The sequence below is a fragment of the Teichococcus aerophilus genome (assembly GCF_014490485.1).
Classification (GTDB): domain Bacteria; phylum Pseudomonadota; class Alphaproteobacteria; order Acetobacterales; family Acetobacteraceae; genus Pseudoroseomonas; species Pseudoroseomonas aerophila.
In genome coordinates this window covers 36234-58595 of the sequence record NZ_JACTVA010000012.1, presented here as the reverse complement: position 1 = coordinate 58595, position 22362 = coordinate 36234, and the positions used below count along the sequence as shown (strand labels likewise).

17 protein-coding genes are annotated in these 22362 nt (G+C 69.6%); 10 read left to right on the top strand and 7 right to left on the bottom strand.

The features are described 5' to 3' along the window. Window positions 1-225: 225 nt before the first annotated feature. From ileS to pgi, 6 genes are all read left to right on the top strand, one after another. Window positions 226-3072 carry an isoleucine--tRNA ligase gene (gene ileS, locus IBL26_RS09210; RefSeq protein ID WP_187784182.1) on the top strand — a complete coding sequence of 949 codons (2847 nt, stop codon included), beginning with the start codon at window positions 226-228 and terminating at the stop codon, window positions 3070-3072. Continuing rightward, on the top strand, window positions 3069-3566 hold the full coding sequence (lspA, locus tag IBL26_RS09205; RefSeq protein ID WP_187784181.1) for a signal peptidase II: 498 nt from the start codon (window positions 3069-3071) through the stop codon (window positions 3564-3566). Before ileS ends, lspA begins: the two co-directional genes overlap by 4 nt. Next, entirely contained in the window at window positions 3563-4138 is a 576-nt protein-coding gene (locus IBL26_RS09200) for a DUF3035 domain-containing protein (RefSeq protein WP_187784180.1), read from the top strand. Before lspA ends, IBL26_RS09200 begins: the two co-directional genes overlap by 4 nt. A 191-nt stretch (window positions 4139-4329) precedes the next feature. Next, window positions 4330-5742 carry a M16 family metallopeptidase gene (locus IBL26_RS09195; RefSeq protein WP_187784179.1) on the top strand — a complete coding sequence of 471 codons (1413 nt, stop codon included), beginning with the start codon at window positions 4330-4332 and terminating at the stop codon, window positions 5740-5742. Beyond that, window positions 5739-6998, top strand: coding sequence for a M16 family metallopeptidase (locus IBL26_RS09190; protein ID WP_187784178.1), 1260 nt, complete (start codon window positions 5739-5741; stop codon window positions 6996-6998). Before IBL26_RS09195 ends, IBL26_RS09190 begins: the two co-directional genes overlap by 4 nt. Window positions 6999-7191: 193 nt before the next feature. Further along, window positions 7192-8850 (top strand): glucose-6-phosphate isomerase, encoded by a 1659-nt coding sequence (gene pgi / locus IBL26_RS09185; RefSeq protein ID WP_241749190.1) that lies wholly within the window; start codon window positions 7192-7194, stop codon window positions 8848-8850. Window positions 8851-9059: 209 nt separating this feature from the next. Here pgi and IBL26_RS09180 read toward each other — a convergent pair whose 3' ends face one another. The 4 genes from IBL26_RS09180 to IBL26_RS09165 form a co-directional block, all read right to left on the bottom strand. Next, entirely contained in the window at window positions 9060-9863 is an 804-nt protein-coding gene (locus tag IBL26_RS09180) for an ABC transporter permease (RefSeq protein ID WP_187784176.1), read from the bottom strand. Further along, window positions 9860-10666, bottom strand: a complete 807-nt coding sequence (locus IBL26_RS09175; RefSeq protein ID WP_206684180.1) for an ABC transporter permease — start codon at window positions 10664-10666, stop codon at window positions 9860-9862. The genes IBL26_RS09180 and IBL26_RS09175 overlap by 4 nt, the downstream gene beginning before the upstream one ends. A 151-nt stretch (window positions 10667-10817) precedes the next feature. Further along, window positions 10818-11975 (bottom strand): extracellular solute-binding protein, encoded by a 1158-nt coding sequence (locus tag IBL26_RS09170; protein WP_241749189.1) that lies wholly within the window; start codon window positions 11973-11975, stop codon window positions 10818-10820. A 102-nt stretch (window positions 11976-12077) separates the two neighbouring features. Beyond that, window positions 12078-13121, bottom strand: a complete 1044-nt coding sequence (locus tag IBL26_RS09165; protein ID WP_187784174.1) for an ABC transporter ATP-binding protein — start codon at window positions 13119-13121, stop codon at window positions 12078-12080. Window positions 13122-13241: 120 nt separating this feature from the next. Between IBL26_RS09165 and mutL the strand changes: the two genes are divergently transcribed. Further along, window positions 13242-15041, top strand: a complete 1800-nt coding sequence (gene mutL / locus IBL26_RS09160; RefSeq protein ID WP_187784173.1) for a DNA mismatch repair endonuclease MutL — start codon at window positions 13242-13244, stop codon at window positions 15039-15041. A 303-nt stretch (window positions 15042-15344) separates the two neighbouring features. Here the strand turns inward: mutL and IBL26_RS09155 are convergent, their stop codons facing one another. Next, window positions 15345-17570 (bottom strand): M48 family metallopeptidase, encoded by a 2226-nt coding sequence (locus IBL26_RS09155; RefSeq protein ID WP_187784172.1) that lies wholly within the window; start codon window positions 17568-17570, stop codon window positions 15345-15347. Between the two features lie 293 nt (window positions 17571-17863). Between IBL26_RS09155 and IBL26_RS09150 the strand changes: the two genes are divergently transcribed. After that, window positions 17864-18862 carry an MBL fold metallo-hydrolase gene (locus IBL26_RS09150; RefSeq protein WP_187784171.1) on the top strand — a complete coding sequence of 333 codons (999 nt, stop codon included), beginning with the start codon at window positions 17864-17866 and terminating at the stop codon, window positions 18860-18862. A gap of 489 nt (window positions 18863-19351) precedes the next feature. On the opposite strand, the gene IBL26_RS09145 is transcribed toward IBL26_RS09150, so the two are convergent. Further along, complete coding sequence (locus tag IBL26_RS09145) at window positions 19352-20182, bottom strand: alpha/beta fold hydrolase (RefSeq protein ID WP_241749186.1); 831 nt, start codon at window positions 20180-20182, stop codon at window positions 19352-19354. Window positions 20183-20477: 295 nt separating this feature from the next. Here IBL26_RS09145 and IBL26_RS09140 point away from each other — a divergent pair, with 295 nt between their 5' ends. After that, window positions 20478-20930: a MarR family winged helix-turn-helix transcriptional regulator gene (locus IBL26_RS09140; RefSeq protein ID WP_187784169.1), complete on the top strand. Its 453-nt coding sequence runs from the start codon at window positions 20478-20480 to the stop codon at window positions 20928-20930. 55 nt (window positions 20931-20985) lie between these two features. Beyond that, the gene (locus IBL26_RS09135) at window positions 20986-21327 is read left to right on the top strand and encodes a DUF6525 family protein (RefSeq protein WP_187784168.1); all 342 of its coding nucleotides are present in this window, start codon (window positions 20986-20988) and stop codon (window positions 21325-21327) included. A gap of 255 nt (window positions 21328-21582) precedes the next feature. Here the strand turns inward: IBL26_RS09135 and IBL26_RS09130 are convergent, their stop codons facing one another. Next, window positions 21583-22329, bottom strand: coding sequence for an IclR family transcriptional regulator (locus tag IBL26_RS09130; protein WP_187784167.1), 747 nt, complete (start codon window positions 22327-22329; stop codon window positions 21583-21585). Window positions 22330-22362 lie beyond the last annotated feature (33 nt).

Below are 22362 nucleotides of genomic sequence, written 5' to 3'. Positions count from 1 at the left end.
CATCGATAAAGATACCAACGAGTCGTTGAAGGGGGCCGGCGGTACAAGCCTGCTTGACCCTTGCCGCGCTGGGTCGCAAAACCCGGCGCATGGTCCAGATGCCAATCCTCGCAGGGGCGCGAATTATCCGCCCGGTCCTCTGACGAGAGGGCCGGGTATCCCGTTGCCGCGCTGCCTTACCTTCCCTGCCTGAAGCCCGCCCCCTCGGCGGCATGGACACCCCAGATGACCGACGCCTCCGACGCCCCGGCCCGCGACTATCGCGGGACCGTCTTCCTGCCCAAGACCCCCTTCCCCATGAAGGGCGACCTGCCGAAGCGCGAACCGGGCTGGCTGGAGCAGTGGCAGGCAAACGCGCTGTGGCAGGAGCTGCGCGAGCGCTCCAAGGGCCGGCCGAAATTCGTGCTGCATGACGGCCCCCCCTACGCGAACGGCCCGCTCCATATCGGCCACGCGCTGAACAAGACGTTGAAGGACGTCATCAACCGCGCGGCGCAGATGGCGGGCTACGACGCCGGCTACGTGCCCGGCTGGGACTGCCACGGCCTGCCGATCGAGTGGAAGGTCGAGGAAGAGTACCGCGCCAAGGGCAAGGACAAGGACAGTGTCCCCGTCCTGGAATTCCGCGCCGAATGTCGCGCCTATGCCCAGCACTGGCTGAACGTGCAGCGGGAGGAGTTCAAGCGCCTCGGCGTGTTCGGCGACTGGGCCAACCCCTACGTCACCATGGACTTCTCCTCCGAGGCGACGATTGCCGACGAGATCGGCAAGTTCCTGATGAATGGCAGCCTGTATCGCGGCCTGCGCCCGGTGATGTGGAGCCCGGTGGAGAAGACCGCCCTGGCCGAGGCCGAGGTCGAGTACCACGACCATAAGTCCGCCATCCTGTTCACTAACTTCCCCATCGTCTCGGCCGCCTCGCCGGACCTGGTGGGGGCCGAGGTGGTGATCTGGACCACCACGCCCTGGACCATCCCCGCCAATCGCGGCCTCGCCTATGGCGCGGAGATCGACTACGCGCTGGTGCATGTGGAAGGGGTCGAGGAAGGCTCCCTCCTCACCACCGGGCGCACGCTGATCGTGGCGCTGGCGCTGCTGCCGGGCTTCGCCAAGGAAGTGGGCATCGGCGCCCATACGGTGAAGCGCGTCTTCAAGGGCGCAGAGCTGGCCGGCGCCATCGCCGCGCACCCGCTGCGCGGCTGGGCGGCCGGTGCCCCCGGCTATGGCTTCGACGTACCGCTGATGGAGGGTGACTTCGTCACCACCGAGGCTGGTACCGGCGTCGTGCACATCGCGCCCGCCCATGGCGAGGACGACTTCGCGCTCGGCCGCATCCATGGCCTGCCCGTCACGGAATGCGTGGCGGATGACGGCACCTACACGACGCAGGCGCCCGGCTTCACTGGCATCCATGTCTTCAAGGCGCATGAGCCCGTCTGGGCCGCGCTGACCGAGATGGGCAAGCTGTCCGGCAAGGGTTTTATTACCCATAGCTACCCGCATTCCTGGCGGTCCAAGAAGCCGGTAATCTATCGCGCCACGCCGCAATGGTTCATCGCGATGGACGATGCGAACCAGATCCGGACGAAAGCGCTGGATGCACTGGCGAAAACGCATTTCGTGCCGGACCAGGGGCGCAACCGCATCGGCAGCATGATCGCCGGCCGGCCGGACTGGTGCATCAGCCGCCAGCGCGCCTGGGGCGTGCCCATCGCCATCTTCGTCGACAAGCACAGCGGCGAGCCCCTGCGCGACCCCGCCATCATGGAGCGGGTGACGCATGCCTTCCGCGAGGAAGGCGCCGACGCCTGGTACAAGCCCGGCGCCGCCCAGCGCTTCCTGGGCAATGACCGCAACCCGGATGACTACGAACAGGTGATGGACGTCGTCGACGTCTGGTTCGAATCCGGCTCCACCCACGCCTTCACCCTGACGCCGGAGCGGGACCTGACCTTCCCGGCCGACCTGTACCTGGAAGGCTCGGACCAGCATCGCGGCTGGTTCCACTCCTCGCTGCTGGAGAGCGTTGGCACCCGCGGCGTGCCGCCCTTCAAGGCCATTTTGACCCACGGCTTCGTCCTGGACGAGACCGGGCGGAAGATGTCCAAGTCGCTGGGCAACGTCGTCGCGCCGCAGGAAGTCACCAAGCAGTACGGTGCGGACATCCTGCGCCTGTGGGTGATGAATTCGGATACCGCCGACGACCTGCGCATCGGCAAGGGCATCCTGGCGCAGCAGGCCGAACTGTACCGCCGCCTGCGCAACACGCTGCGCTGGCTGCTGGGCAACCTCGATGGCTTCCAGGACGAGGAGATCCTCCCCCCCGGCATGTTGCCGGAGCTGGAGCGCTGGGTGCTGCACCGGCTGAGCGAGCTGGACACCCGCATCCGCCGCGCCGTGAAGGATTACGACTGGAACGGGGTGTACCCCGAGATCCACGCCTTCTGCGCCACCGACCTCTCCGCCTTCTACTTCGACGTGCGGAAGGACAGCCTGTACTGCGATGCCAAGGGCAGCCCGCGCCGCCGTGCCGCCCGCACCGTGCTGGCTGCGCTGCACCGCTGCCTGACCGCCTGGCTGGCCCCCGTGATGCCCTTCACCGCCGAGGAAGCCTGGCAGGCCCGCTTCCCCGACGCGCAGGACAGCATCCATCTGCAGCTGTTCCCCGAGATCCCGGCCGACTGGCGCGACGACGCGCTGGCCGCCAAGTGGGCCAAGGTGCGGGACATCCGCCGCGTGGTGACCGGCGCACTGGAGAAGGCGCGGGCGGGCGGCGTCATCGGCTCTTCCCTGCAGGCAGCCCCGGCGCTGCACCTGCCGCCCTCCGAGCTCGACCTGCTGCCGCCGGAAGTCTGGGCGGAGCTGTGCATCACCTCCGGCCTGGACCTCGTGGGCACGGACGCTCCGGCCGATGCCTTCACGGTGGAGGGCGTCCCCGGCGTCGCGACCGTCTTCGCCCCCGCCGCCGGGCATAAATGCGAGCGCTGCTGGCGCGTGCTGCCCGAGGTCGGGCGCTCCGCAAGTCACCCCACCCTCTGCCTCCGCTGCGAGGGCGTGGTGGAAGGCGCATGAGCCTGAAGCAGGGCCTTGGCATCGCCGCTGGCGTGCTGGTGGTGGACCAGCTCTCCAAGTGGTGGATCCTGGAAGGGCTGCGCCTGCCGGAGCTCGGCCGGGTGCCGCTGGTGGATTGGGGCGTGGTCGGCATGGATTTCGCCATGGTGTGGAACCGTGGCGTCACCTTCGGCCTGCTGGCGGGGGATGCGCCCTGGCACCGGGTGATGCTGGCCCTGCTGGCGCTGGCGGTGGTGGGCTTCCTGGTCCGCTGGCTGTCCCGCGCCCATAACCGGCTGACCACGGTGGCGCTGGGGGCGGTGATCGGCGGCGCCATCGGCAATGTCATCGACCGGCTGCGCTTCGGCGCGGTGGTGGACTTCATCGACACCTGGTTCGCCGGCTGGCACTGGTATGTGTTCAACGTCGCCGATGCCGCCATCGTGCTGGGCGTGCTGGCCCTGATGGCGGATGCCTTGTTCCAGCCCAAAACGACGAGTAAGGAAGCGCCATGACGCAGCCCAACCGCATCGCGGCGCGTGCCGCCGCCCTCTCCCTGCTTGTCCTGCCACTGCTGGCCGGTTGCGGCCAGGATACGGCGCGCAATCTGGGCTTCACCCGCGATGCGCCGGATGAGTTCAGCGTGGTCACCCGCGCGCCGCTCTCCCTGCCGCCGCAGCTGGGCAGCGACCTGCCCGTGCCGCGCCCCGGCGCCGCCCGCCCGCAGGAGCTGACCGGCGGTGCTGCCGGCGCCGCCATCCTCGCCCCGGCCTCCGCCTACGGTGTCGGCGTGCCGAGCGCGCCGTCCGCCGGCGAATCCGCCCTTGTCGCCCAGGCCGGCGGCGCGGTGCCGAACACCGTCCGCCGCCAGGTGGATTCTGAGAGCCTGCGGCTGGAGCAGCCGGACCGCAGCCTGGTGGACCGCCTGATGTTCTGGCGCGACGCACCGCCGCCGGGCACCGTGGTGGACCCGCAGCGCGAAGCACAGCGCCTGCGCGAGAATGCCGCCCTTGGCCGCGATACCGAGCAGGGCGAGACCGCCATCATCCAGCGCCGCCGCCAGGGCCTGTTCGAGAGCATTTTCTGAGCGGCATGACAGGACGCCCGGCGGCCCCCAGGCAACAGCCAGAGCCGCCGGACGAAGCCTTGGCGGGCCTGCCCGCCCCCGCGCCGGTGGTGCCACTGGTGGCCGACGTAACACCCGATACATTTGTAGCGGCCGCAGTCACGGACTTGGCCCTTGCACCCGGTGCCGAAAACGCAACATGGGAAGGCACCATGCCCCCGTTGACCCGCCGCGCCGCGCTGGCCGCCGCCGCCGCCCTCCCCGCGCTTGGCGCCTTGCCGGTCCTGCCGGTACAGGCGCAACCCGCACCCTTCACGCCACCGCCCGGGGAGAAGCCCCTGTTCGGCGCCGCCCTGTGGCACCTGCCCAACGGCCTGGCCGTGGTGCATGCCGAGAACCGGCGCGCGCCCGTGGTGGCCCAGTACCTGTATTACGGTGCCGGCGCCGGGGATGACCCCGCCGGCAAGTCCGGCCTGGCCCACTTCATGGAACACATGATGTTCAAGGGCAGCGCACGGGTGCCCTCCGGCGCCTTCTCCCGCCGCGTGGCGATGGAGGGGGGGCAGGACAACGCCTATACGTCCCGCGACGTCACCGCCTACCACCAGCATGTGGAAGCCAGCCGGTTGCCGCTGGTCGCGATGATGGAGGCCGACCGCATGGCCGGCCCCCTCTTCCCGCCCGCCGAACTGGAATCGGAGCGGCAGGTGGTGCTGGAGGAGCGCCGCCAGCGCACCGAGAGTACCCCGCGCGGCCGCTTCCGCGAGGAATACGACGCCGCCTTCTGGGGCCGCCAGCACTGGCGTGGCCGCCCGCTGATCGGCTGGGCGGACGAGATCGCCGGCCTGACGCGGGATGACATGCTGGCCTTTTTCGGCCGCTTCTACAGCCCGGCCAATGCCACGCTGGTGGTGGCCGGCGCCGTCTCCCGCGACGAGTTGGCCAAGGTAGTGGAGCAGGAATACGGCGGCATCGCCTCCCGCGGCGCCGCCTTTACCGATGTCTCCCGCGGCCGGGCGCTCGCGCCGGCCACGCCGCTGGAAGCCCGGCTGGTGAAGCACGACGCCCAGGTGCAGGAAGCCGCCTTCCTGCGCGGCTGGGTGGCCCCCAGCCTGATCTCCGGCGGTGCCGAGAGCCGCCATGCCTACGCGCTGGAAGTGCTGGCCCACCTGCTGGGCGGCGGCCAGGGCTCCCGCCTGCACAACGCGCTGGTGCGGGGCGGCCTCGCCGTCTCCGCCGGCTGTGGCTATGACGGCGACTCGGTCGGCACCGGCAATTTCGAGATCCAGGTGACGCCGCTGCGCGACACCGCTCCGCCCCGCCTGGAAGCGGCGCTGGAGGCCACCCTCTCCACCCTGCTCGACCAGGGCGTGACCGAGGAGGAGGTCGCCCGCTCCATCCGCCAGCTGACCGCCGGCGCGCTGCTGACGCTGGACAGCCTGGGCACCGCGCCGCGTATCCTGGGCAGTGCCCTGGCCGTCGGCTTGCAACTGGACGCCATCGAGTACTGGCCCGCCCGCATCCGCGCCGTGACGCGCGGCCAGGTGGAGGCCGCGGCCCGTGCCGTACTCTCCCGCCCCGGCATGACCGGCTGGCTGCTTCCAGAGGGAGTGGGCGGCGCATGAGCGACATCCCGGGTTTCTCCATGCCCATCCAGGTCGTCGAGGCTGGCGGCATCACCGCCTGGCTGGCCGAGGACCATTCCGTCCCCGTGGTCTCCGTCTCCTGGGGCTGGGATGGCGGCGCGGCGCTGGACCCTGCGGGGGCCGAGGGCACCGCGTCCATGGCGGCCTCCCTGCTCACCGAGGGTGCCGGCACGCTGGATGCCCTGGCCTTCGCCGATGCGGCGCGGGACGAAGCGGTCGGCCTCAGCTTCAGCGTCGACCGTGATGGCTTCGATGGCGGCTTTCGCGCCCTGCTGCCGGCGCTGCCCAAGGCCATCGAACTCGCCCGGCTGGCGATGACGGCGCCGCGCTTCGACGAGGAAGCGGTGCGCCGCATCCGTGCCCGCGCCATCGCCGGCGCCCGCCAGTCGCTGGAAGGACCGCGTGGCCGTGCGTCCCGCGCCTTCTGGGCCGCCGCCTTCCCTAACCACCCCGCCGGCCGCCCCGCCAACGGCACCGCCGAGAGCCTGGCCACCGTGACGGTGGACGGCATGCGGGAGATCCTGGCCCGCCAGATCCACCGGGGCGGGCTGCTGGTCGGCATCAGCGGTGCCATCACGGCGCAGCAGGTGGCGTCAATGCTGCCGGAGCTGTTCGGCACCCTGCCGCAAGGCACGCCGCCCACCCTGCCGAAGCTGCCCGATTTCACTGCCTTCGGCACCCAGGTGGTGCCGGTCGCTGCCTCCCAGTCCACGGTCCTGTTCGGCCAGCAGGGCCTGCCGGTGACGGACCCGGAATGGGAGACCGCGCAGGTGGTGCTGCGCATCTTCTCCGGCGGCGGCTTCAGCTCCCGCCTGATGAAATCCATCCGCGAGGAACGTGGGCTGACCTACGGCATCTATGCCGGGCTGGATTCCATGTTCGGCGGCGGCGTGCTGGTCGGCTCCGCCGCCACGGCCAATGCCAAGACGGCGGAAGCGCTGAGCGTGCTGCGCGCCGAGTGGAAGCGGATGGCGGATGGCGGCCCGACGCAGGAGGAGATGGACGAGGCCATTTCCTTCCTGACCGGCAGCCAGCCGCTGCAATTCACCGACAGCCGCCGCATCTCCAGCACGCTGCTGGCCATGCGCCGCAACAACCGGCCGCTGGACTGGCTGGAGCGCCGGCCGGAACGCCTGCGCGCCATCGGGCGGGACAAGGCGGCGGCGGCGGCCAGGCGCCTGCTGGTGCCGGATACGCTGGCCATGACGATCGCCGGGCAGCCGGAAGGGCTGTAGGCGCGGGATGGGGCGGGGCTCGCGCTCCACCCCGTTGTTCGCCTGTGCGATTCGGCTGCGCGGCGGCCTGCCGGCCCACTGTGACAGCGGCACGGAATCGGGGTAGAGAATCAGTCACGAACGCAGGGGGCGAGCCCTGCGTGATTCTCCTCCCGCCGCCTTCCGCGCGGCGGACCATCCAGGATGACGTATGATGCCGAGCCCGCGTGACGCTGCCTGGAGCCGCCTTGCCGCCCTGGCCCAACGGCCGGGCGCTGCCGCCATCGGCTCCCTGTTCTCGCGCGATGCGGACCGCTTCGAGAAGTTCCACTGGCAGGCCTGCGACATCCTGCTCGACCTCTCCAAGACCGCGATCGACGACGCCGCCATGCAGGCGCTGCAGGACGTGGCGAAGGCCATGGAGGTGCTGCCCGACCGTGACGCCATGGCGGCCGGCGAGCAGGTCAACAACACCGAGCGGCGCGCTGTCCTGCACATGGCGTTGCGCGCCCCCGCCACTGCCGGCTTCCAGGCCCGCCGCAACGATGGCGGGTTCGAGCCGGTGGGCGAGGAGGTCGAGCAGACCCTGGCGGCGATGGAGCAGTTTGTCCGTGCCGTGCATGCGGGCGACATCCGCAGTTCCACCGGCGAGACCTTCACCGACGTTATCAATATCGGTATCGGCGGTTCCGATCTCGGCCCCTTCATGGCGACCCGCGCGCTGTGGCACGAGGCCTCGCCGATGCGGCCGCTCTACCTGGCCAATGCGGATGCGCATAACTGGGAGCTGATCCGCCCGCGGCTGAACCCGGCGCGCACGCTGGTCCTCATCGCCTCCAAAACCTTCACGACGGCGGAGACGATGGCCAATGCGCGCGTGGTGCGCGGCTGGCTGGAGCAGACGCTGGGTAATGACGGGATGCGCCAGCACCTCGTCGCGCTTTCCACCAACCACAAGGCCACCGCCGAGTTCGGCGTGCCGGCCGATCGCGTCTTCGGCTTCAAGGACTGGGTTGGCGGCCGCTTCTCCCTGTGGTCGGCCATCGGGCTCTCCATCGCCCTCGGCTGCGGCTGGGATGATTTCGAGCAGCTCCTCGCCGGCGCCCGCGCCATGGACGAGCACTTCCTGGAAGCCCCGGCCGAGCGCAACCTGCCGCTGCTGTTGGCGCTGACGACGGTGTGGCACGTCAACGGCTTCGGCTTCGACAACCACGCCATCCTGCCCTACGACCACCGCCTCTCCCGCTTCCCGGCGCATCTGCAGCAGTTGGAGATGGAGAGCCTGGGCAAGCGCACCACGCGCGGCGGCCAGCCGGTGCCGCGCCTGACCGGCCCGGTCCTGTTCGGCGAGCCAGGCACCAACGCGCAGCATTCCTTCATGCAGTTGCTGCACCAGGGCACCACGCCCGTGCCGGCGGATTTCGTGCTGATCGCCAATCCCAGCCACCCTTACGCCGCCAACCACCGGCTGCTGCTGGCCAACGGCCTGGCGCAGGCGGAGGCACTGCTGCGCGGCCGCTCCGCCGACGAGGTGCGGGCGGAGATGACCGCCGCCGGCACCGCGCCGGACGAGGTGGAGCGCCTGCTGCCGCACCGCGTCTTCCCCGGCGACCGCCCCAGCACCACCCTGCTGCTGCCGCGGCTGGATGCCCATACGCTGGGCCAGCTGGTGGCGCTGTACGAGCACAAGGTGTTCTGCCTGGGCGCGTTGTGGGACATCGACGCCTTCGACCAGTGGGGCGTGGAACTGGGCAAGCAGCTGTCCACCTCCATCCTGCCAGAACTGATGCCGGAAGGGCGCGTCGGCGCACATGATTCCTCGACCGTCGGACTGATCGGTTTGATCCGCGCCTGGCAAGGGCTGGATGATTGAGGAAGGCCGGGGAAGGAATTCCCCGACTCTTTTTCGCTGCAGGATAGGCGGAGGCGCGGCTTCGGGCCCGTCAGCCTTCGCCAGTCTCCATGCCGGCCGTGGAACGGGACGCACGTTCCCCCCTGCCCGACATCCAAGCCACCCTGTGGCACCACGCCATCACCGGGAGTGCCGTGACGTGGCTGGCGACAGGCCGCCCGCCACCTGGGCTACTTGCCCACCCCGGCCAGTACGTCGGCGCGTAGAAAGCGCTGCACCACGGCCATGAAGACGATGCTGGGCACCAACAGGATCAGCGCGGTGATCGCCGCTACCTGCATGTTGCCACCGGCCGCCGCCGAGTAGAGCAGCAAGGGCAGCGTCCGCACATCCGGCGCGCCGACGAAGAACGACGCGGTGAATTCGTCGAGCGATTCCAGGAAGACGAAGATGGCGCTGGCGGCGATGCCCGGCGCGGCCAGCGGCAGGGTCACGGTGCGGAAGGCGGTCAGCGCGCCGGCACCCATGTTGCGCGCGGCCAGGACCGCATCGTCCTCCACCGCCGCGAAGGCGGCGGCGGCGATCCAGACGGCGTAGACCAACCCATGCGCCGCATGCACCAGCACGACGCCGAGCACGGTACCGTTCAGCCCCAGCGAGAAGAAAACGCGGGCGATGTTGATATAGACAGGCATGTTGGGAAATGCCTGCGGCAGCAGGAACAGCAGCAGAATCAACCCGCGCATCGGCAGCCGGGCGCGCGCCAGGGCCCAGGCCGCCGGGATGGCCACGGCCATGCAGGCCAGCGTGGCCAGCGCCGCGATCCAGATGGAAAGGCCGAGGCTCTCCATGGCCTGGCCTTCCGGCCGGAACACGCGTTCCCAATAGCGGAAGCCATACTGGCTGGGCAGCCGGTTGGGCCAGTACCAGGACTCGGCCACGCTCCACAGCAGCAGGTTCGCCACCGGGCCGAAGATGAAGCCGGCGAAGAGCACCAGCAGCAGGATGCGGGGCAGCCAGCGCCAGGCGCTCATTTCGCTTTCTCCGCCGCCGCCTGCCGCAGCCAGACCCAGGCCACCATCCCGGTCATCAGGCAGGCCAGGACGCCCAGGGCATTGGCGGTCGCGTAGTCGCCCAGCGAGTTGATACGCCAGGCCATCGGGATGGTCAGCATGGAAGGGCTCTGCCCGCTGATCATCAGCGGGACCGAGAGCACGCCCATCATGGTGACGAAGGAGAGGATCAGCGCCACGGTGATGTTGCGGGAGACCTGCGGCAGCACCACCCCCAGCAGCACCCTCAGGCGGCCGGCGCCCAGGTTCTGCGCGGCCTCGATCTGCGCCCGGTCCATCGCCGCCATGGCACCGGCGATCAGCAGCGTGGCGAAGGGCAGTTGCTTCCACACGAAGGTGATGACGATGCCGCGCCAGTCCAGGAAGGATTGCGCCCACATCTCCGGCATGCCGGCGCCGACCAGGGCGCTGTTCATCAGCCCGTTCTGGCCGAGGAAGCCACGCATGGACTGCCCGGCGACGATGAACGGGATGAACAGCGGCCAGCGGTACAGCCAGGCCAGCACGGCACGCGCCCTGCGGCTGCCGCCGAGCGTCAGGTAGCCGCCGATGGCGATGCTGCCAGCGCCGATCAGCGCGGTGGCGCAGCCGGTGATCAGCAGCGTGACCAGCATGTCGTTGCGGTACAGGCCGAAGGCGGTGCGGAAATGCGCCAGCGTCGGCCCGTCCGCGCCCATGAAGGCGCCCTGCACGGACAGCAGCAGCGGAAACAGGAAGAAGGCGCCAACCAGCAGAAGCGACGGCGCCACCAGCAGAAAGGGCATTATGTTCATCCGGGGAAGGGCCTGGCCCACCCCTGCATCGGCGCGGGGAAGGCCGTGGCCCTCCCCGGCCCGTGTCGGTCCGGTATGGATCAGTCCAGGCTGGTGCCGGCCAGGTTGGCTCCGGCCTGGCTGGCTTCGGCCTGGGGCGGCGTCAGTTCAGCACCACGCGCTCATAGGCTTCCTGGATGGCCTTGAAGAACTCGGCCTGCGGCATCGGCCGCGCGCCCTGCGCCAGCTGCTCCGGCCCGATGTCGCGGAACAGGCGGTTCCAGGTGGCCTGGTCCAGGTTCTGGCGCACATGCTGCGCATCGATGCCCGGCAGCCAGTTGAAGCGCTTGACGATGCCGTCCGCCTGCACCTGCGGGCTGGTCGCCAGCTCGATGAACTTGCGCGCCGCGGCCGCGTGCGCGGCCTTGTCCGGGATCACGTAGTACATCGGCTGGCCCGGCAGGCCGCTCTCCGGCAGCACCAGACGCATGGAGGGGTTGAGCCGCCCCTCCGCCTGCCAGGTGTAGAACATGTCCATCCACACCGGGCCCATGTCGATCTCGCCCCGGTTCAGCGCATCCAGCGTGCCGGCATTGCCGGGGGTGATGACGGCATTGGCGTTGAAGGCCTTCAGGCGCTGCAGGGCGGGCGTCAGCGCCCGCACTGCCTCGGCATTGAAGGGGCCTTCCAGCAGCAGGCGCTGGTCGGGGCCGAAGGCATAGGTCCAGCCGAAGACGAAGCCGACGCCGGCCATGCCGCCGCGGATGCCGTTATAGCCGAAGCGCTTCGGGTGCGCCTTGGCCCAGGCTTCCAGCGCCGCGAAGGTCTGCGGCACCTCGGTCACCCGATCCGGGTTGTAGGCGATGGCGACCTGGCTGTTGAACATCGGCATCACGTAGCCATCGACATCCTGGCCCAGCGCGTTGCTCGCCACCGCGGCCGTGGTCAGCGCACCGGTGGAGATGTCGGCCCGGTAGCGGCTCAGCAGCTTCTCGGCGACCATGCGGCCGGCCATCGACTGGTGCACCACCGCGACGTCGACATCGACGGCCGTGGCACCGGCGCGGCGCTGCGCCTCCAGCCGCTCCCAGATCCGCTGGCTGCCGGAATCGCCGGCGCCGGTGCCGACGGCGCGCACGCTCACGCCGGGGTTCTGCCGCTCGAACATCGGGCCGAGATAGTCGGTGATGTAGTCGACCATGTTCTGGTCGCCGGCCGTCATGACGTTCAGCGTCACGCGCTGCTGCGCGGCGGCGGGATGGGTGGCGAGCGGGGCGGCCAGGGCCGGCAGGGCGGCGAACAGCGTGCGGCGGCGCATCATGGTCTTGGACCTTCAAGAAGCGGACAGGTGGGTGCGGGCGTCCCGTGACGCTGGCTGGCTGCGCGCTTACGCCGCGCGCATGACCGCTGTCTGACGCTTGGGTTACGTCTGCGTGGCAGCGAAGACGTGCGCGGCGGCAGGCGGCACCAGCAGCCGCACGGCGCTGCCCTCGGCGGGGCTCCAGGCGGAGTCGGCCAGCACTTGCCGCCCGCTGGTCTCGATGGCGACGCGGAAGCCGCCGCCGGGATAGGTGACCTGGCGGGCCACGCCTTCGAACACCAGGCCGGGCGGCGGCGCCTCCCCCACGGGTAGCACCGTTGCCTCCTGCGGGCGGAACAGCAGGCGGGCGGGGCCATCCGGCAGGGCCACCGCCACCGCGCCGCCAGCACCGCCGCGCACCGCACCGCCGCCGGCCTGCACGGCCAGTTCGTTGGTCGCGCCCAGGAAGTCGGCGACATAGGCGGAGGCCGGGCGGGACCACAACGCCTCCGGCGGACCTTCCTGCGCGATCACGCCATCCCGCAGCAGCAGGATGCGGTCGGCCAGGGTCATGGCCTCCTCCCGATCATGCGTGACGTGGATGGCGGTGATGCCGAGCTGCCGTTGCAGGGCCCGCAGCTCATGCCGCAGCGTCTCCCGCACCCGGGCGTCGAGGTTGGACATCGGCTCGTCCAGCAACAGCAGCGGCGGCTCCACCGCCAGGGCGCGGCCGAGCGCCACGCGCTGCCGCTGGCCGCCGGAAAGCTGTGCCGGCAGCCGGTCCCCCAACCCATCCAGCCGTAGCAGCGCCAGCAGTTCCACCACCCGCGCGGCGATGCGCGCCTTGGCCCAGCCGCGCAGCTTCAGCCCGTAGCCGATGTTGCGCGCCACCGTCATGTGCGGCCACAGCGCGTAGGACTGGAACACCATGGCATTGCCGCGCGCCTCGGGCGGCGCATGGGTGATGTCGCGGCCCTCGACCCCGATGCGGCCCTGCGCCACCGGCACGAAGCCGGCAATGGCGCGCAGCAGCGTCGTCTTGCCGCAGCCGGAGGCCCCCAGCAGCGCGACGAACTCACTTTTCTTCACGGTCAGGTTGATCTGGCGCAGCACGCGGCTGGCGCCGTAATCGACGCAGACCCCTTCGACGGTCAGGGCGGATTGCATGCAGCGGGCCCTTATCGGAAATGCGGCGTCCAAGCTGTGAAGGATTGATGAAAGGCGCTGGCCGCCCGGCGCGCGCGGCCCTTCTGCCCACCCCCGCCGCCGGGGTATAAGCACGCTGCCATGAACGTCATCCGCCTGCTGCCCTCCACCACCGCCGACCGCATCGCCGCCGGCGAAGTGGTGGAGCGCCCTGCCGCGGCGGTGAAGGAGCTGGTGGAGAATGCGCTGGATGCCGGCGCCCGCCATGTCGCCGTCACGCTGGAGGGGGGTGGCCTGGCCCGCATCCTGGTGGAAGATGACGGGGCAGGCATGACTGCCAAGGACCTGGCCATGGCGGTGGAGCGCCACGCCACCAGCAAGTTGCCGGACGAGGCCACGCTGTTCGCCATCGCCACGCTGGGCTTCCGGGGGGAGGCACTGCCCTCCATCGCCGCCGTCTCCCGCCTCAGCGTCACCACCCGTACGCCGGGCGGCGACGCCTTCCGGCTGGAGGTGGAGGCCGGGCGGAAGGGCGAGGTCATGCCGGCCTCCGGCGCGCCGGGCACGCGCATCGACGTGCGGGACCTGTTCTTCGCCACCCCCGCCCGCCGCAAGTTCATGAAGACGCCGCCGACCGAAGCCGCCCATGCCGTGGAGGCAGTGCGCCGCCTGGCGCTGGCCTGGCCGGAAGTGGCCTTCCGCGTCGAGGTCGAGGGGCGGGAGGTGCTGAACCTCGCCGCCAGCGACCGCGTCGGCCGCGTCGCGGCCCTGCTGGGGCCGGAATTCGCCCGGGCCTGCGTGCCGGTGCACGGGCTGTGGAACGACCTAGCGCTGGATGGCGTGGCGGCGTTGCCCACCCACACCCGCGCCACCGGGGCGGAGCAGCACCTGGTGGTGAACCGCCGCCCGGTGCGGGACCCGCTGCTGCGCGCGGCACTGCGGGTGGCTTACCGGGACCTGATCGCCAACGGGCGGCACCCGGTGGCTGCGCTGTTCCTGGAGGTGCCGCCCGAGGCTGTCGACGTCAACGTGCACCCGATGAAGACCGAGTTGCGCTTCCGCGACGGCGGCGCGGTGCGTGGCGCGCTGATTTCCGCCCTGCGCCGTTCCCTTGCCGTCGGCGCCGGCACGGCCCCGGTGGCCAGCAGCGACATGCCGGAACCTGCCCTGGCCACAGCTGCCGAGCCGCACCCGACCTTGCCGCCCGGCTTCGCCGAGACCCCGGCCAACAATGGCTTCCTGGTCCCCGCGCCACGCCCCGGCGCCTGGCAGCCTGGCCTACGCCTGCCCGCCCCCCTGCCCGCCTGGCGCCCCGCCGAAACCGGCCTCCCCACCCCGCCCGTGGCGCATGACGACGATGCCCCGCTCGGCCGCCCGGTGGCGCAGTTGATGGACACCTACATCGTCGCCGAGGCGCCCGACGGCGCCATGGTGCTGGTGGACCAGCACGCGGCGCATGAGCGCCTGATGCACGAGCAACTGCGCGCCCAGTTCCTGGACGGCGCCGTGCGCACCCAGCCCCTGCTGCTGCCCGCCGTGGTGGACATGCCTGCCCTGGACGCCGCCCGGCTGGCGGAGGCCGCACCGACACTGGCAAGGCTGGGCCTGGAGATCGAAGGCTTCGGCGGTGGCGCCCTGCTGGTGCGCGCCATGCCGGCGCTGCTCGGCAACCCGGACCCGGCGCCACTGCTGCGCGACCTGGCCGCCGAACTGGCCGAGTGGGAAGAAGCCACGGCGCTGGACCGCAAGCTGGATGCCGCCATCGCCCGCATGGCCTGCCATGGCTCCATCCGCGCCGGCCGTCGCTTGAAGCCGGAAGAGATGTCGGCGCTGCTGCGGCAGATGGAATCCACCCCACGCGCCGCCACCTGCAGCCACGGCCGGCCGACCTTCCTGCGCTTCGGAAAGCCGGAATTCGAGAAGTTGTTCGGGCGGCGCTGAAGGGTTGCGTGCGGCGTTTTGGTTAGGGTCCGTACGCCTCACCAACGTGGAAAAGGCCGGGGAAAGAACTCCCCGGGCCCCTTCTTTTTTCTGGGAGCTTGGCGTTGCGCCTCAGGACTGAGAGCGGACGCTGCTTGGTATTTATAGGTGGGCCATAAGGGCTGAACGTCAGTCGCCTCTCAGGACCGCGCCCTCACCAGCCGCCCCAGAAAATCGAAAAAGTAAAAGAAGAGGTCGGGAAATTCTTTCCCCGGCCTGACCGCCTTCACCCAGCGTTGCAGCGCTCCACAAGAATGCGCGCTCTCAGCCCCACGGCCCTGGCGCTCGGATCATCGTGTCGTCCGCCGCGGGCTCCGCCTCCGCTGTCGCCGGGGTGGCCGCCCGGCGCTGGGCCAATTCCGCGCGGGCAATGGCGGCGCGCCAGTAGGTGCCGAGCAATTCGGCATAGGCAGCCGGCTTCAGGCCGCGCAGGCCGTAGCTGGGCAGGGTGACCGTGCGGCCGCTGGCATCGACCTTCGCGCGGCGGGAGATGCTGCGCGGCATGGGCCGGCCCAGCGCGATCAGGAATTCCAGGCGCAGGGCGTTGCCGGTGAACAGGGTGAAGTCGGCGATATCCAGCCAGGGCACTTCGTCGGCCAGGCCGGGGCTGCGGAAGCCGGTGGGGGTCAGTACCATGACAGGGCGGCGGCCGCGCCGGCGGAAAAACAAGGCGGCCACCAGCATCGGCAAGCCCGTCAGGATGATCATGCTGGAGAGCACGGTCTCGATCCCCAGCTCGGCGGTCAGCCACAGGGCCATGCCCACGGCACCCATGCAGACCAGGATGCCGCCGAGCACGAAGAAGACCCAGCTGGCGGCTGCGGTGTTCTCGAAGATCTCGCGCTCGTCCTCCGCCTGCACGGCGGCGGCCGCGCGTTCCAGCGCCTCGGCCACTGCCGCTTCGTGCTGTTGCAGGGCGCCGGCGAAATCCTCGGTCAGGAGGCGGCCGATGGCGCCGGGGTCGGCGAAGCAGGCGTCCAGCGCAGTGGGCTCGCCCGGCAGCACGGGGCGGGTGGCGTGCGCCAGGACCTCGGCATCCGGGCCGCTCGGCGTCAGCAGGCCCAGGGCGGCGATGCGCTGGCTGGTGGGCGGGTGGGTGTCGGTCGGGTGCGGCTGCTGCTCTTCCAGGTGGATGCGCGGGTCGTCCAGGCCGCGCTCGGCCGCCGCGCGCAGGATGGCGGGCAGCAGGTCGGCCGGACGGTTGGCGGGCTTCTCCGCCACCTCGCCGAGAATTTCGTGGATGCGCGGATGGATGGCGGAGCTGCGCAGCAGGGCGCTGGCCGCGGCCTTGTTGGAGGTCAACCGCGCGCCCACCGCGTCGGCGGCGAACTCACGCTGGCGGCTCCAGTGATGCACGGCGTGGTCGAACTGCTCCATGACGAACAGGCCGAGCATCATCGCCGGACGGGTCAGCACTAGGCTGAGGGCGTTGCCGTTCGCCTCGCTCTCCGCCACCGCCTCCAGGCTGCGGGAGACGCCGGCATAGATCGGCACGAAGCGGCGGCTGTACTCGGTATCCTCGCCGGAGAAGTGGCCGAGCTCGTGGCCGATGATCGCGGCAGCTTCCTCCCGGTCGGTCAGTGCCAAATGCGGCAGCGGCACGTGCAAGGTGCGGCCGCTGATGCGCCGTTCCTCCGGCCGCAGCACGATGTCGCTGGAGGTGACGAAGTAGCCATCGGTCAGGCCGACGACGATGTGCTCCGGCGGCTGCGCGTTGCAGCGGGCGGAGAGGTCCAGCACCGCGCGCCACAGGCCGGCGGCCTCGTCCCGGTTCACTTCCCGCCCCAGCAGCGGCAGCGGGTCCGGCGTGAACAGCCGCAATGCCTTGCGAAGCTGGCTGAGCGCGCCGAAGACCAGGATGATGGCGAAGATCCCGAACATCCCCGCCACCGCCATAAGCTTCACGTCGCCGCTGGAAAGCCGGCCGCTATGCCACAGCGCCGCGCCCTCAAAGCCCAGTACCGCCAGGCTGGCGGCGGCAAGCAGCACGATCTGCATGGCCATGTGGAAGGGCAGCGTTCGCCGCACCAGGTTGAAGCTGGCCAGCAGCCGGGCGCGGGAGGCACGGCCGGCGCGGCCCATCAGCACCGCCGCCAGCAGGCCAGTGGCCCCCAGCAGCGCCGCCAGACCGCCGGCCCACATCGCCACCGGCGGCAGGTAGCCGCGGATGCCGGCGACCATCTCTTCGGTCTCCAGCGCCTCCAGCCGGTCCTGCGCCCGCTGCAGGGTGTAGCTGGCGCTCATCGGCCGGCCCTGGTTGTCGCGGATGCGCGCCTGCGGGTCCCGCGCCGTGGCGGCCTGTAACCGCTCCACCGCCTGCTCCACCAGGATGCGCGTCTTGGTCTGCTGTTCCTGCAACTCGACCGAACGGCCCTGTTCCCAGTATCCGAGCGCGGCGAAGGCCAGCGGCAACAGCACCGTCAGCGCCACCAGCTTCGGCCCACGCCAGGAGAAGGACGAGGCTGGGGTGGAGTCAGGATAGCGGTCCATGGGCCTCTCCGCGCAGGGTGGGCAGCAAGCGGTGGCCGGGCCGGGGTGCCAGGAACCGTGGCGGAACTTGTTCGTCGGTGCCGGACCTTTGTCCAGACAACCGCCCCTTCAAGGCACCGTGAGCCCGAGCAGGCGCCTATCAATCAGCCGCGATCATGCCTGTGGCCGCCTGCGACTGTGGTTTTCACCGGGCAGAACCCGGCCTTAAATCGCGGCGCCACCCGCGCAAGCCCGGTGGCCAAGCGCCGCCGCAAAAGCTACGCCAGCGTGGAGAACCGCAGCGGACATAGACGATGCAGCCACCCCTGCCTGGCGAGACAACCGCCATCCTGCCCGACATGCGCTGGGTCCGCATGCCGCTGCCCTTCCCGCCGCACCACGTGAATTGCTGGCTGCTGCGCGACGGCGATGGCTGGCTGCTGATCGATGCCGGCGCCAACGTGCCCGGCGCCCAGGCGCTGTGGGACAGCATCTTCGCCAGCACGCTCGGCGGCGTGCCGGTCACGCGCATGCTGGCCACGCATTTCCACTACGACCATGTCGGCCTGGCCGGTTGGATGTGCGACCGATGGCACGCCCCGCTGCTGATGAGCCGGACCGAGTACCTGCTCTCCCGCATGCTGTTGGCGGAGGACCCGCAGACGCTAATGCGGCAGCAACAGGATCTCGGCCGCCGCGCCGGCGCGCCCGCCTCCTACCTGGAATACCTGGAGAACCGCCAGCCGCTGTTCCGGACCGAGGTGACGCCCCTGCCCCCCAGCTTCCAGCGCCTGCGGGCCGGTGACACGCTGCGCATCGGCGGGCGGGACTGGCTGGTGCAGGTCGGCCAGGGCCATGCGCCGGAAATGGTCTGCCTCTACTGCGCCGAGCTTGGCGTGCTGATCGGCGCCGACCAGATCCTGCCGCGCATCTCCCCCTATATCGGCGTGATGAGCTGGGAAATCGAAGGCGACCCGCTGGCCGATTTCCTCACCAGCAACCACAGCTTCCTTGACCTGCCGGAAGACACGCTGGTCCTGCCCTCCCACGGCGACCCCTTCACCGGGCTGCACAGCCGCATCGCCTGGCTGGACGAACACCACGCCGAACGCCTGGGCACCCTGGCCCAAGCCCTGGCCACGCCGATGACCGCCTACGAAGCCTCCCGCGTGCTGTTCCCCCGCGTGATGGAAGACAACCAGATCAGCTTCGTGCTGGGCGAGGGCATGGCGCATCTGCACCGCCTGATGGGCATCGGCGCGGTGGTGCGCGAGGCCGGAGCGGATGGGGTGGCGGTGTACCGGCACGTCTGAAGGGGGAGAGTGAAGGCCGGGGAAAGAATTCCCCGGACCCCTTCTTTTGCTTTTTCGAGTTTTTCGGGCGTGGCCGTTGAGAGGACGTCTTGTGAGATGGCTAGGTGCGCCGGAGGTTCTGGACCTCCGGCGACTGACGGTTCAGCCTGCATGGCCCAATATAAATATCATCAAAAGCGTCCGCTTTCGGAACAAATCGCAAAGATTAATTTTCAAGAAGAAAAGAAGGGGCCTGAGGAATTCATTCCCCAGCCTTCTCCCGGTCAATACCGAATGACGCTGCAGTCCACCAAAATCGGCAGTGCTGGGCGGATCAATAGATCGCAGTCATGCCCGCCGAAGCCATGCAACTCGTCGATGTGAGGTTACGGCACGATCGGCGCAGACGTTTCGCTGGAGGCACAGCAACCGCGAGGGATTGCGGTAGCCGTGCTCTCGGCTTTGTCTGGTTGGGCGGCCTGCAGGGCCCGTCACCTCAGGCCGTTATGCTCAGCCCTTGATGAAGGCCAGCAGGTCCGCGTTGATGGTGTCGGCGTTGGTGGTGCACATGCCGTGCGGCAGGCCGGGATAGACTTTCAGCGTCGCCTGCTTCAGCAACTTGGCCGAGAGCAGCGCGGAGTCTGAGATGGGGACGATCTGGTCGTCATCGCCGTGCATGACCAGCACGGGCACGTTGATCTGCTTCAGGTCCTCGGTGAAGTCGGTTTCCGAGAAGGCCTTGATGCAGTCGTAATGCGCCTTGGCGCCGCCCATCATGCCCTGCCGCCACCAATTGGCGATGACGCCTTCGGACACCTGGGCGCCAGGGCGGTTGAAGCCGTAGAAGGGGCCGGCGGGCACGTCACGGAAGAACTGGGCGCGGTTGGCGGCCAGGGCGGCGCGGAAGCCGTCGAACACCTCGATCGGCAGGCCGCCCGGGTTCTTGTCGGACTTCACCATCACCGGCGGCACGGCGCCGATCAGCACGGCCTTGGCCACCCGACCAGCACCGTGGCGGGCGACGTAACGGGCCACTTCGCCACCGCCGGTGGAATGGCCGATATGGACGGCGTCACGCAGGTCCAGATGCGCGGCCAGGGCGGCGACATCGGCGGCGTAGGTGTCCATGTCATTGCCGTTGTCCGTCTGGCTGGAACGGCCATGGCCGCGGCGGTCATGGGCAATGACGCGGTAGCCCTTGGACAGGAAGAACAGCATCTGCGCGTCCCAGTCATCGGCGCTCAGCGGCCAGCCGTGGTGGAACACGATGGGCTGGCCGGTGCCCCAGTCCTTGTAGAAGATCTGGGTGCCGTCGGGGGTGGTGATGGTGTTGCTGCTCATGGTCTTGCCTCCGGTGGGAATGGATACGGGCGCAGGCGTCGCGGCCTGCGCGGACGGGAATGGCAGGGCCGCCAGGCAGGCGAGCCCCAGGCTGGTACTCAGGATGTCCCGGCGCGATGGCGTGGCCGGTCCGTGCTGCGCGGATTGCATCTGAAGCCTCGTCGATATCGCGATATTTGTTATCGCGATATCGGAAACCTAGGCGGTATCTGTCTTCACTGTCCAGCAGAAACTTATCGCGATATCATTTATTGTGGTATCATCAGCCAACGATATCGGAACACGGAGCCAGCCCATGGCAGCCCGCAAGCCCCTGCCCCTCGACCATCAGATCTGCTTCACGCTCTACCGCACCAACCTGGCCATCAACCGCACCTACAAGCCGATGCTGGACGAGATGGGCATCACCTATCCCCAGTACCTCGTGCTCAACGTGCTGGGGGAGGAAGACGGCCGCACCATCGGCACCATCGCATCCCGCCTGGCCCTGGAGTCCAGCACAATCACCCCGCCGGTGAAGCGGATGGAGCAGGCCGGCCTGGTCCGCCGCCAGCGAAGCCAGGAGGATGACCGCCAGGTACAGGTCTGGCTGACCGAGCAAGGCCGCGCCCTGTTCACCCGCAGCCGCTGCCTGGGGGAGGCGCTGTCCGACAGCGCCGGGATGGACATGCAACAGCTCGAAGCCCTCAACCAGCAGCTCCGGGCGATGAATGCAGCGCTGGACCAGCAGCTTGGCCGCGGCGACTGACGTCGGCCCCTTCGCCGGGGCTTCCACGCTTATAATGATATGTTATAACATATCTATGCTGGCCATACGCACCCGACGCGATAACGACCTCACCCTGCGGGACACGCTCTGGCGCCGTCACCCGGGCGACGACTGGGCCGCCTTCGATGCGCTGCCGCCCGCCGTCCGCCAGCGGCTTAGCCAGCACGCCTACGATGGCTGGGCCGTGAACGCCCTGCTGCTCTGGCGCCAGCTGCGGCAGAAATACGCCTCCTCCACCCGGGCGGAGCGCCGGCTGCTTCGCTACCTCGACGAATGCGAGGCGCTGGAGCGGGATGCCTTTTCCACCGACTATCAACGCCGGCATGGCCTGCCCTTCCCGCACCTCGCCGCACGGGCGAGCACGTTGCGGGGGTGAGGGAGGAAGGCCGGGGAAGGAATTCCCCGGACCCCTTCTTTTTTCTGCGAGTTTGGCGAAGCGCTGCAGGACTGAGAGCGGACGCTGATTGATGATTTTAATAATGGGCCACAGGCTGAACCGTCAGTCGCCGGAGGTCTAGGACCTCCGGCGCACCCAGCCGTTCTTCAGGCCCGCCCCCTCAACAGCCACAGCCGGAAAAACTCGAAAAAAGAAAAGATGGGGCCCGGGGAATTCCTTCCCCGGCCTTCCCTGTCACCCCGCATACCCCAGCAACTGGGAGATCGTCCGGCTCGCCTCCAGGCACCGCGTGCGCAGGGCGGAGAGCTTGTCCTCGCACAGACGCGCCGTGGGCCCGGTGATGCAGAAGGCGCCGGCCACGACGCCGCTCGCATCGCGGATGGGTGCCGCGGCGCCGGCGATGCCGATCTGCCATTCGTCGCAGGATTGGGAAGCGCCTTCGGCCCGGATGCGTGCCAGGTCCTTGCGCAGTTGCGCCGGGGTCTGGATGCCGAATTCGGTGCGGGGGGCGAAGGCCTCGACAGCGGCGTCGATGACCGGTTCGGGCTGGAAGGCCAGCAGCACCCGGCCCATCGCCGAGTTGGCGATCGGCAGGCGGGCGCCGAGCGGGGAGAAGATCTGCAGCGGATGGCGCGAGTCGACCTTATCGATGATCAAGGCTTCCCGCCCCTGGACCACGGCCAGCATGGTGGTCTCGCCGGTTTCCTCAGCGGCCTGTTCCAGCAGCGGGCGGGCGGCGCGTGGCAGGCTGAGGCCGCGGACGACGCCGATGCCCATCTCCCACAGCTTCACCGTCAGGGCGTAGCGGGCGCCGTCTTCTTCCTGGCGCGCGTAACCGTGACGCACCAGCGTATCCAGCAGGCGGTACACCGTACTCTTGTTGATCTGCAGGTCCCGACCGAGTTGGCTGACGCCGACCGGGCCATTGGCCCCCGCCAGGGCCTCGATCAATTGCAGCGCCTTTTCAACCGTGACCGACATGGGCGGTTCAGGCGGCCTGGGCCAGGCTGGGGC

What these genes read in the sequence shown, in the direction of transcription:
- ileS (WP_187784182.1), top strand. Translation starts at nt 226, where the DNA reads ATGACCGACGCCTCCGACGCCCCGGCCCGCGACTATCGCGGGACCGTC.
- lspA (WP_187784181.1), top strand. Translation starts at nt 3,069, where the DNA reads ATGAGCCTGAAGCAGGGCCTTGGCATCGCCGCTGGCGTGCTGGTGGTG.
- IBL26_RS09200 (WP_187784180.1), top strand. Translation starts at nt 3,563, where the DNA reads ATGACGCAGCCCAACCGCATCGCGGCGCGTGCCGCCGCCCTCTCCCTG.
- IBL26_RS09195 (WP_187784179.1), top strand. Translation starts at nt 4,330, where the DNA reads ATGCCCCCGTTGACCCGCCGCGCCGCGCTGGCCGCCGCCGCCGCCCTC.
- IBL26_RS09190 (WP_187784178.1), top strand. Translation starts at nt 5,739, where the DNA reads ATGAGCGACATCCCGGGTTTCTCCATGCCCATCCAGGTCGTCGAGGCT.
- pgi (WP_241749190.1), top strand. Translation starts at nt 7,192, where the DNA reads ATGCCGAGCCCGCGTGACGCTGCCTGGAGCCGCCTTGCCGCCCTGGCC.
- IBL26_RS09180 (WP_187784176.1), bottom strand. Translation starts at nt 9,863, where the DNA reads ATGAGCGCCTGGCGCTGGCTGCCCCGCATCCTGCTGCTGGTGCTCTTC.
- IBL26_RS09175 (WP_206684180.1), bottom strand. Translation starts at nt 10,666, where the DNA reads ATGCCCTTTCTGCTGGTGGCGCCGTCGCTTCTGCTGGTTGGCGCCTTC.
- IBL26_RS09170 (WP_241749189.1), bottom strand. Translation starts at nt 11,975, where the DNA reads ATGATGCGCCGCCGCACGCTGTTCGCCGCCCTGCCGGCCCTGGCCGCC.
- IBL26_RS09165 (WP_187784174.1), bottom strand. Translation starts at nt 13,121, where the DNA reads ATGCAATCCGCCCTGACCGTCGAAGGGGTCTGCGTCGATTACGGCGCC.
- mutL (WP_187784173.1), top strand. Translation starts at nt 13,242, where the DNA reads ATGAACGTCATCCGCCTGCTGCCCTCCACCACCGCCGACCGCATCGCC.
- IBL26_RS09155 (WP_187784172.1), bottom strand. Translation starts at nt 17,570, where the DNA reads ATGGACCGCTATCCTGACTCCACCCCAGCCTCGTCCTTCTCCTGGCGT.
- IBL26_RS09150 (WP_187784171.1), top strand. Translation starts at nt 17,864, where the DNA reads ATGCAGCCACCCCTGCCTGGCGAGACAACCGCCATCCTGCCCGACATG.
- IBL26_RS09145 (WP_241749186.1), bottom strand. Translation starts at nt 20,182, where the DNA reads ATGAGCAGCAACACCATCACCACCCCCGACGGCACCCAGATCTTCTAC.
- IBL26_RS09140 (WP_187784169.1), top strand. Translation starts at nt 20,478, where the DNA reads ATGGCAGCCCGCAAGCCCCTGCCCCTCGACCATCAGATCTGCTTCACG.
- IBL26_RS09135 (WP_187784168.1), top strand. Translation starts at nt 20,986, where the DNA reads ATGCTGGCCATACGCACCCGACGCGATAACGACCTCACCCTGCGGGAC.
- IBL26_RS09130 (WP_187784167.1), bottom strand. Translation starts at nt 22,329, where the DNA reads ATGTCGGTCACGGTTGAAAAGGCGCTGCAATTGATCGAGGCCCTGGCG.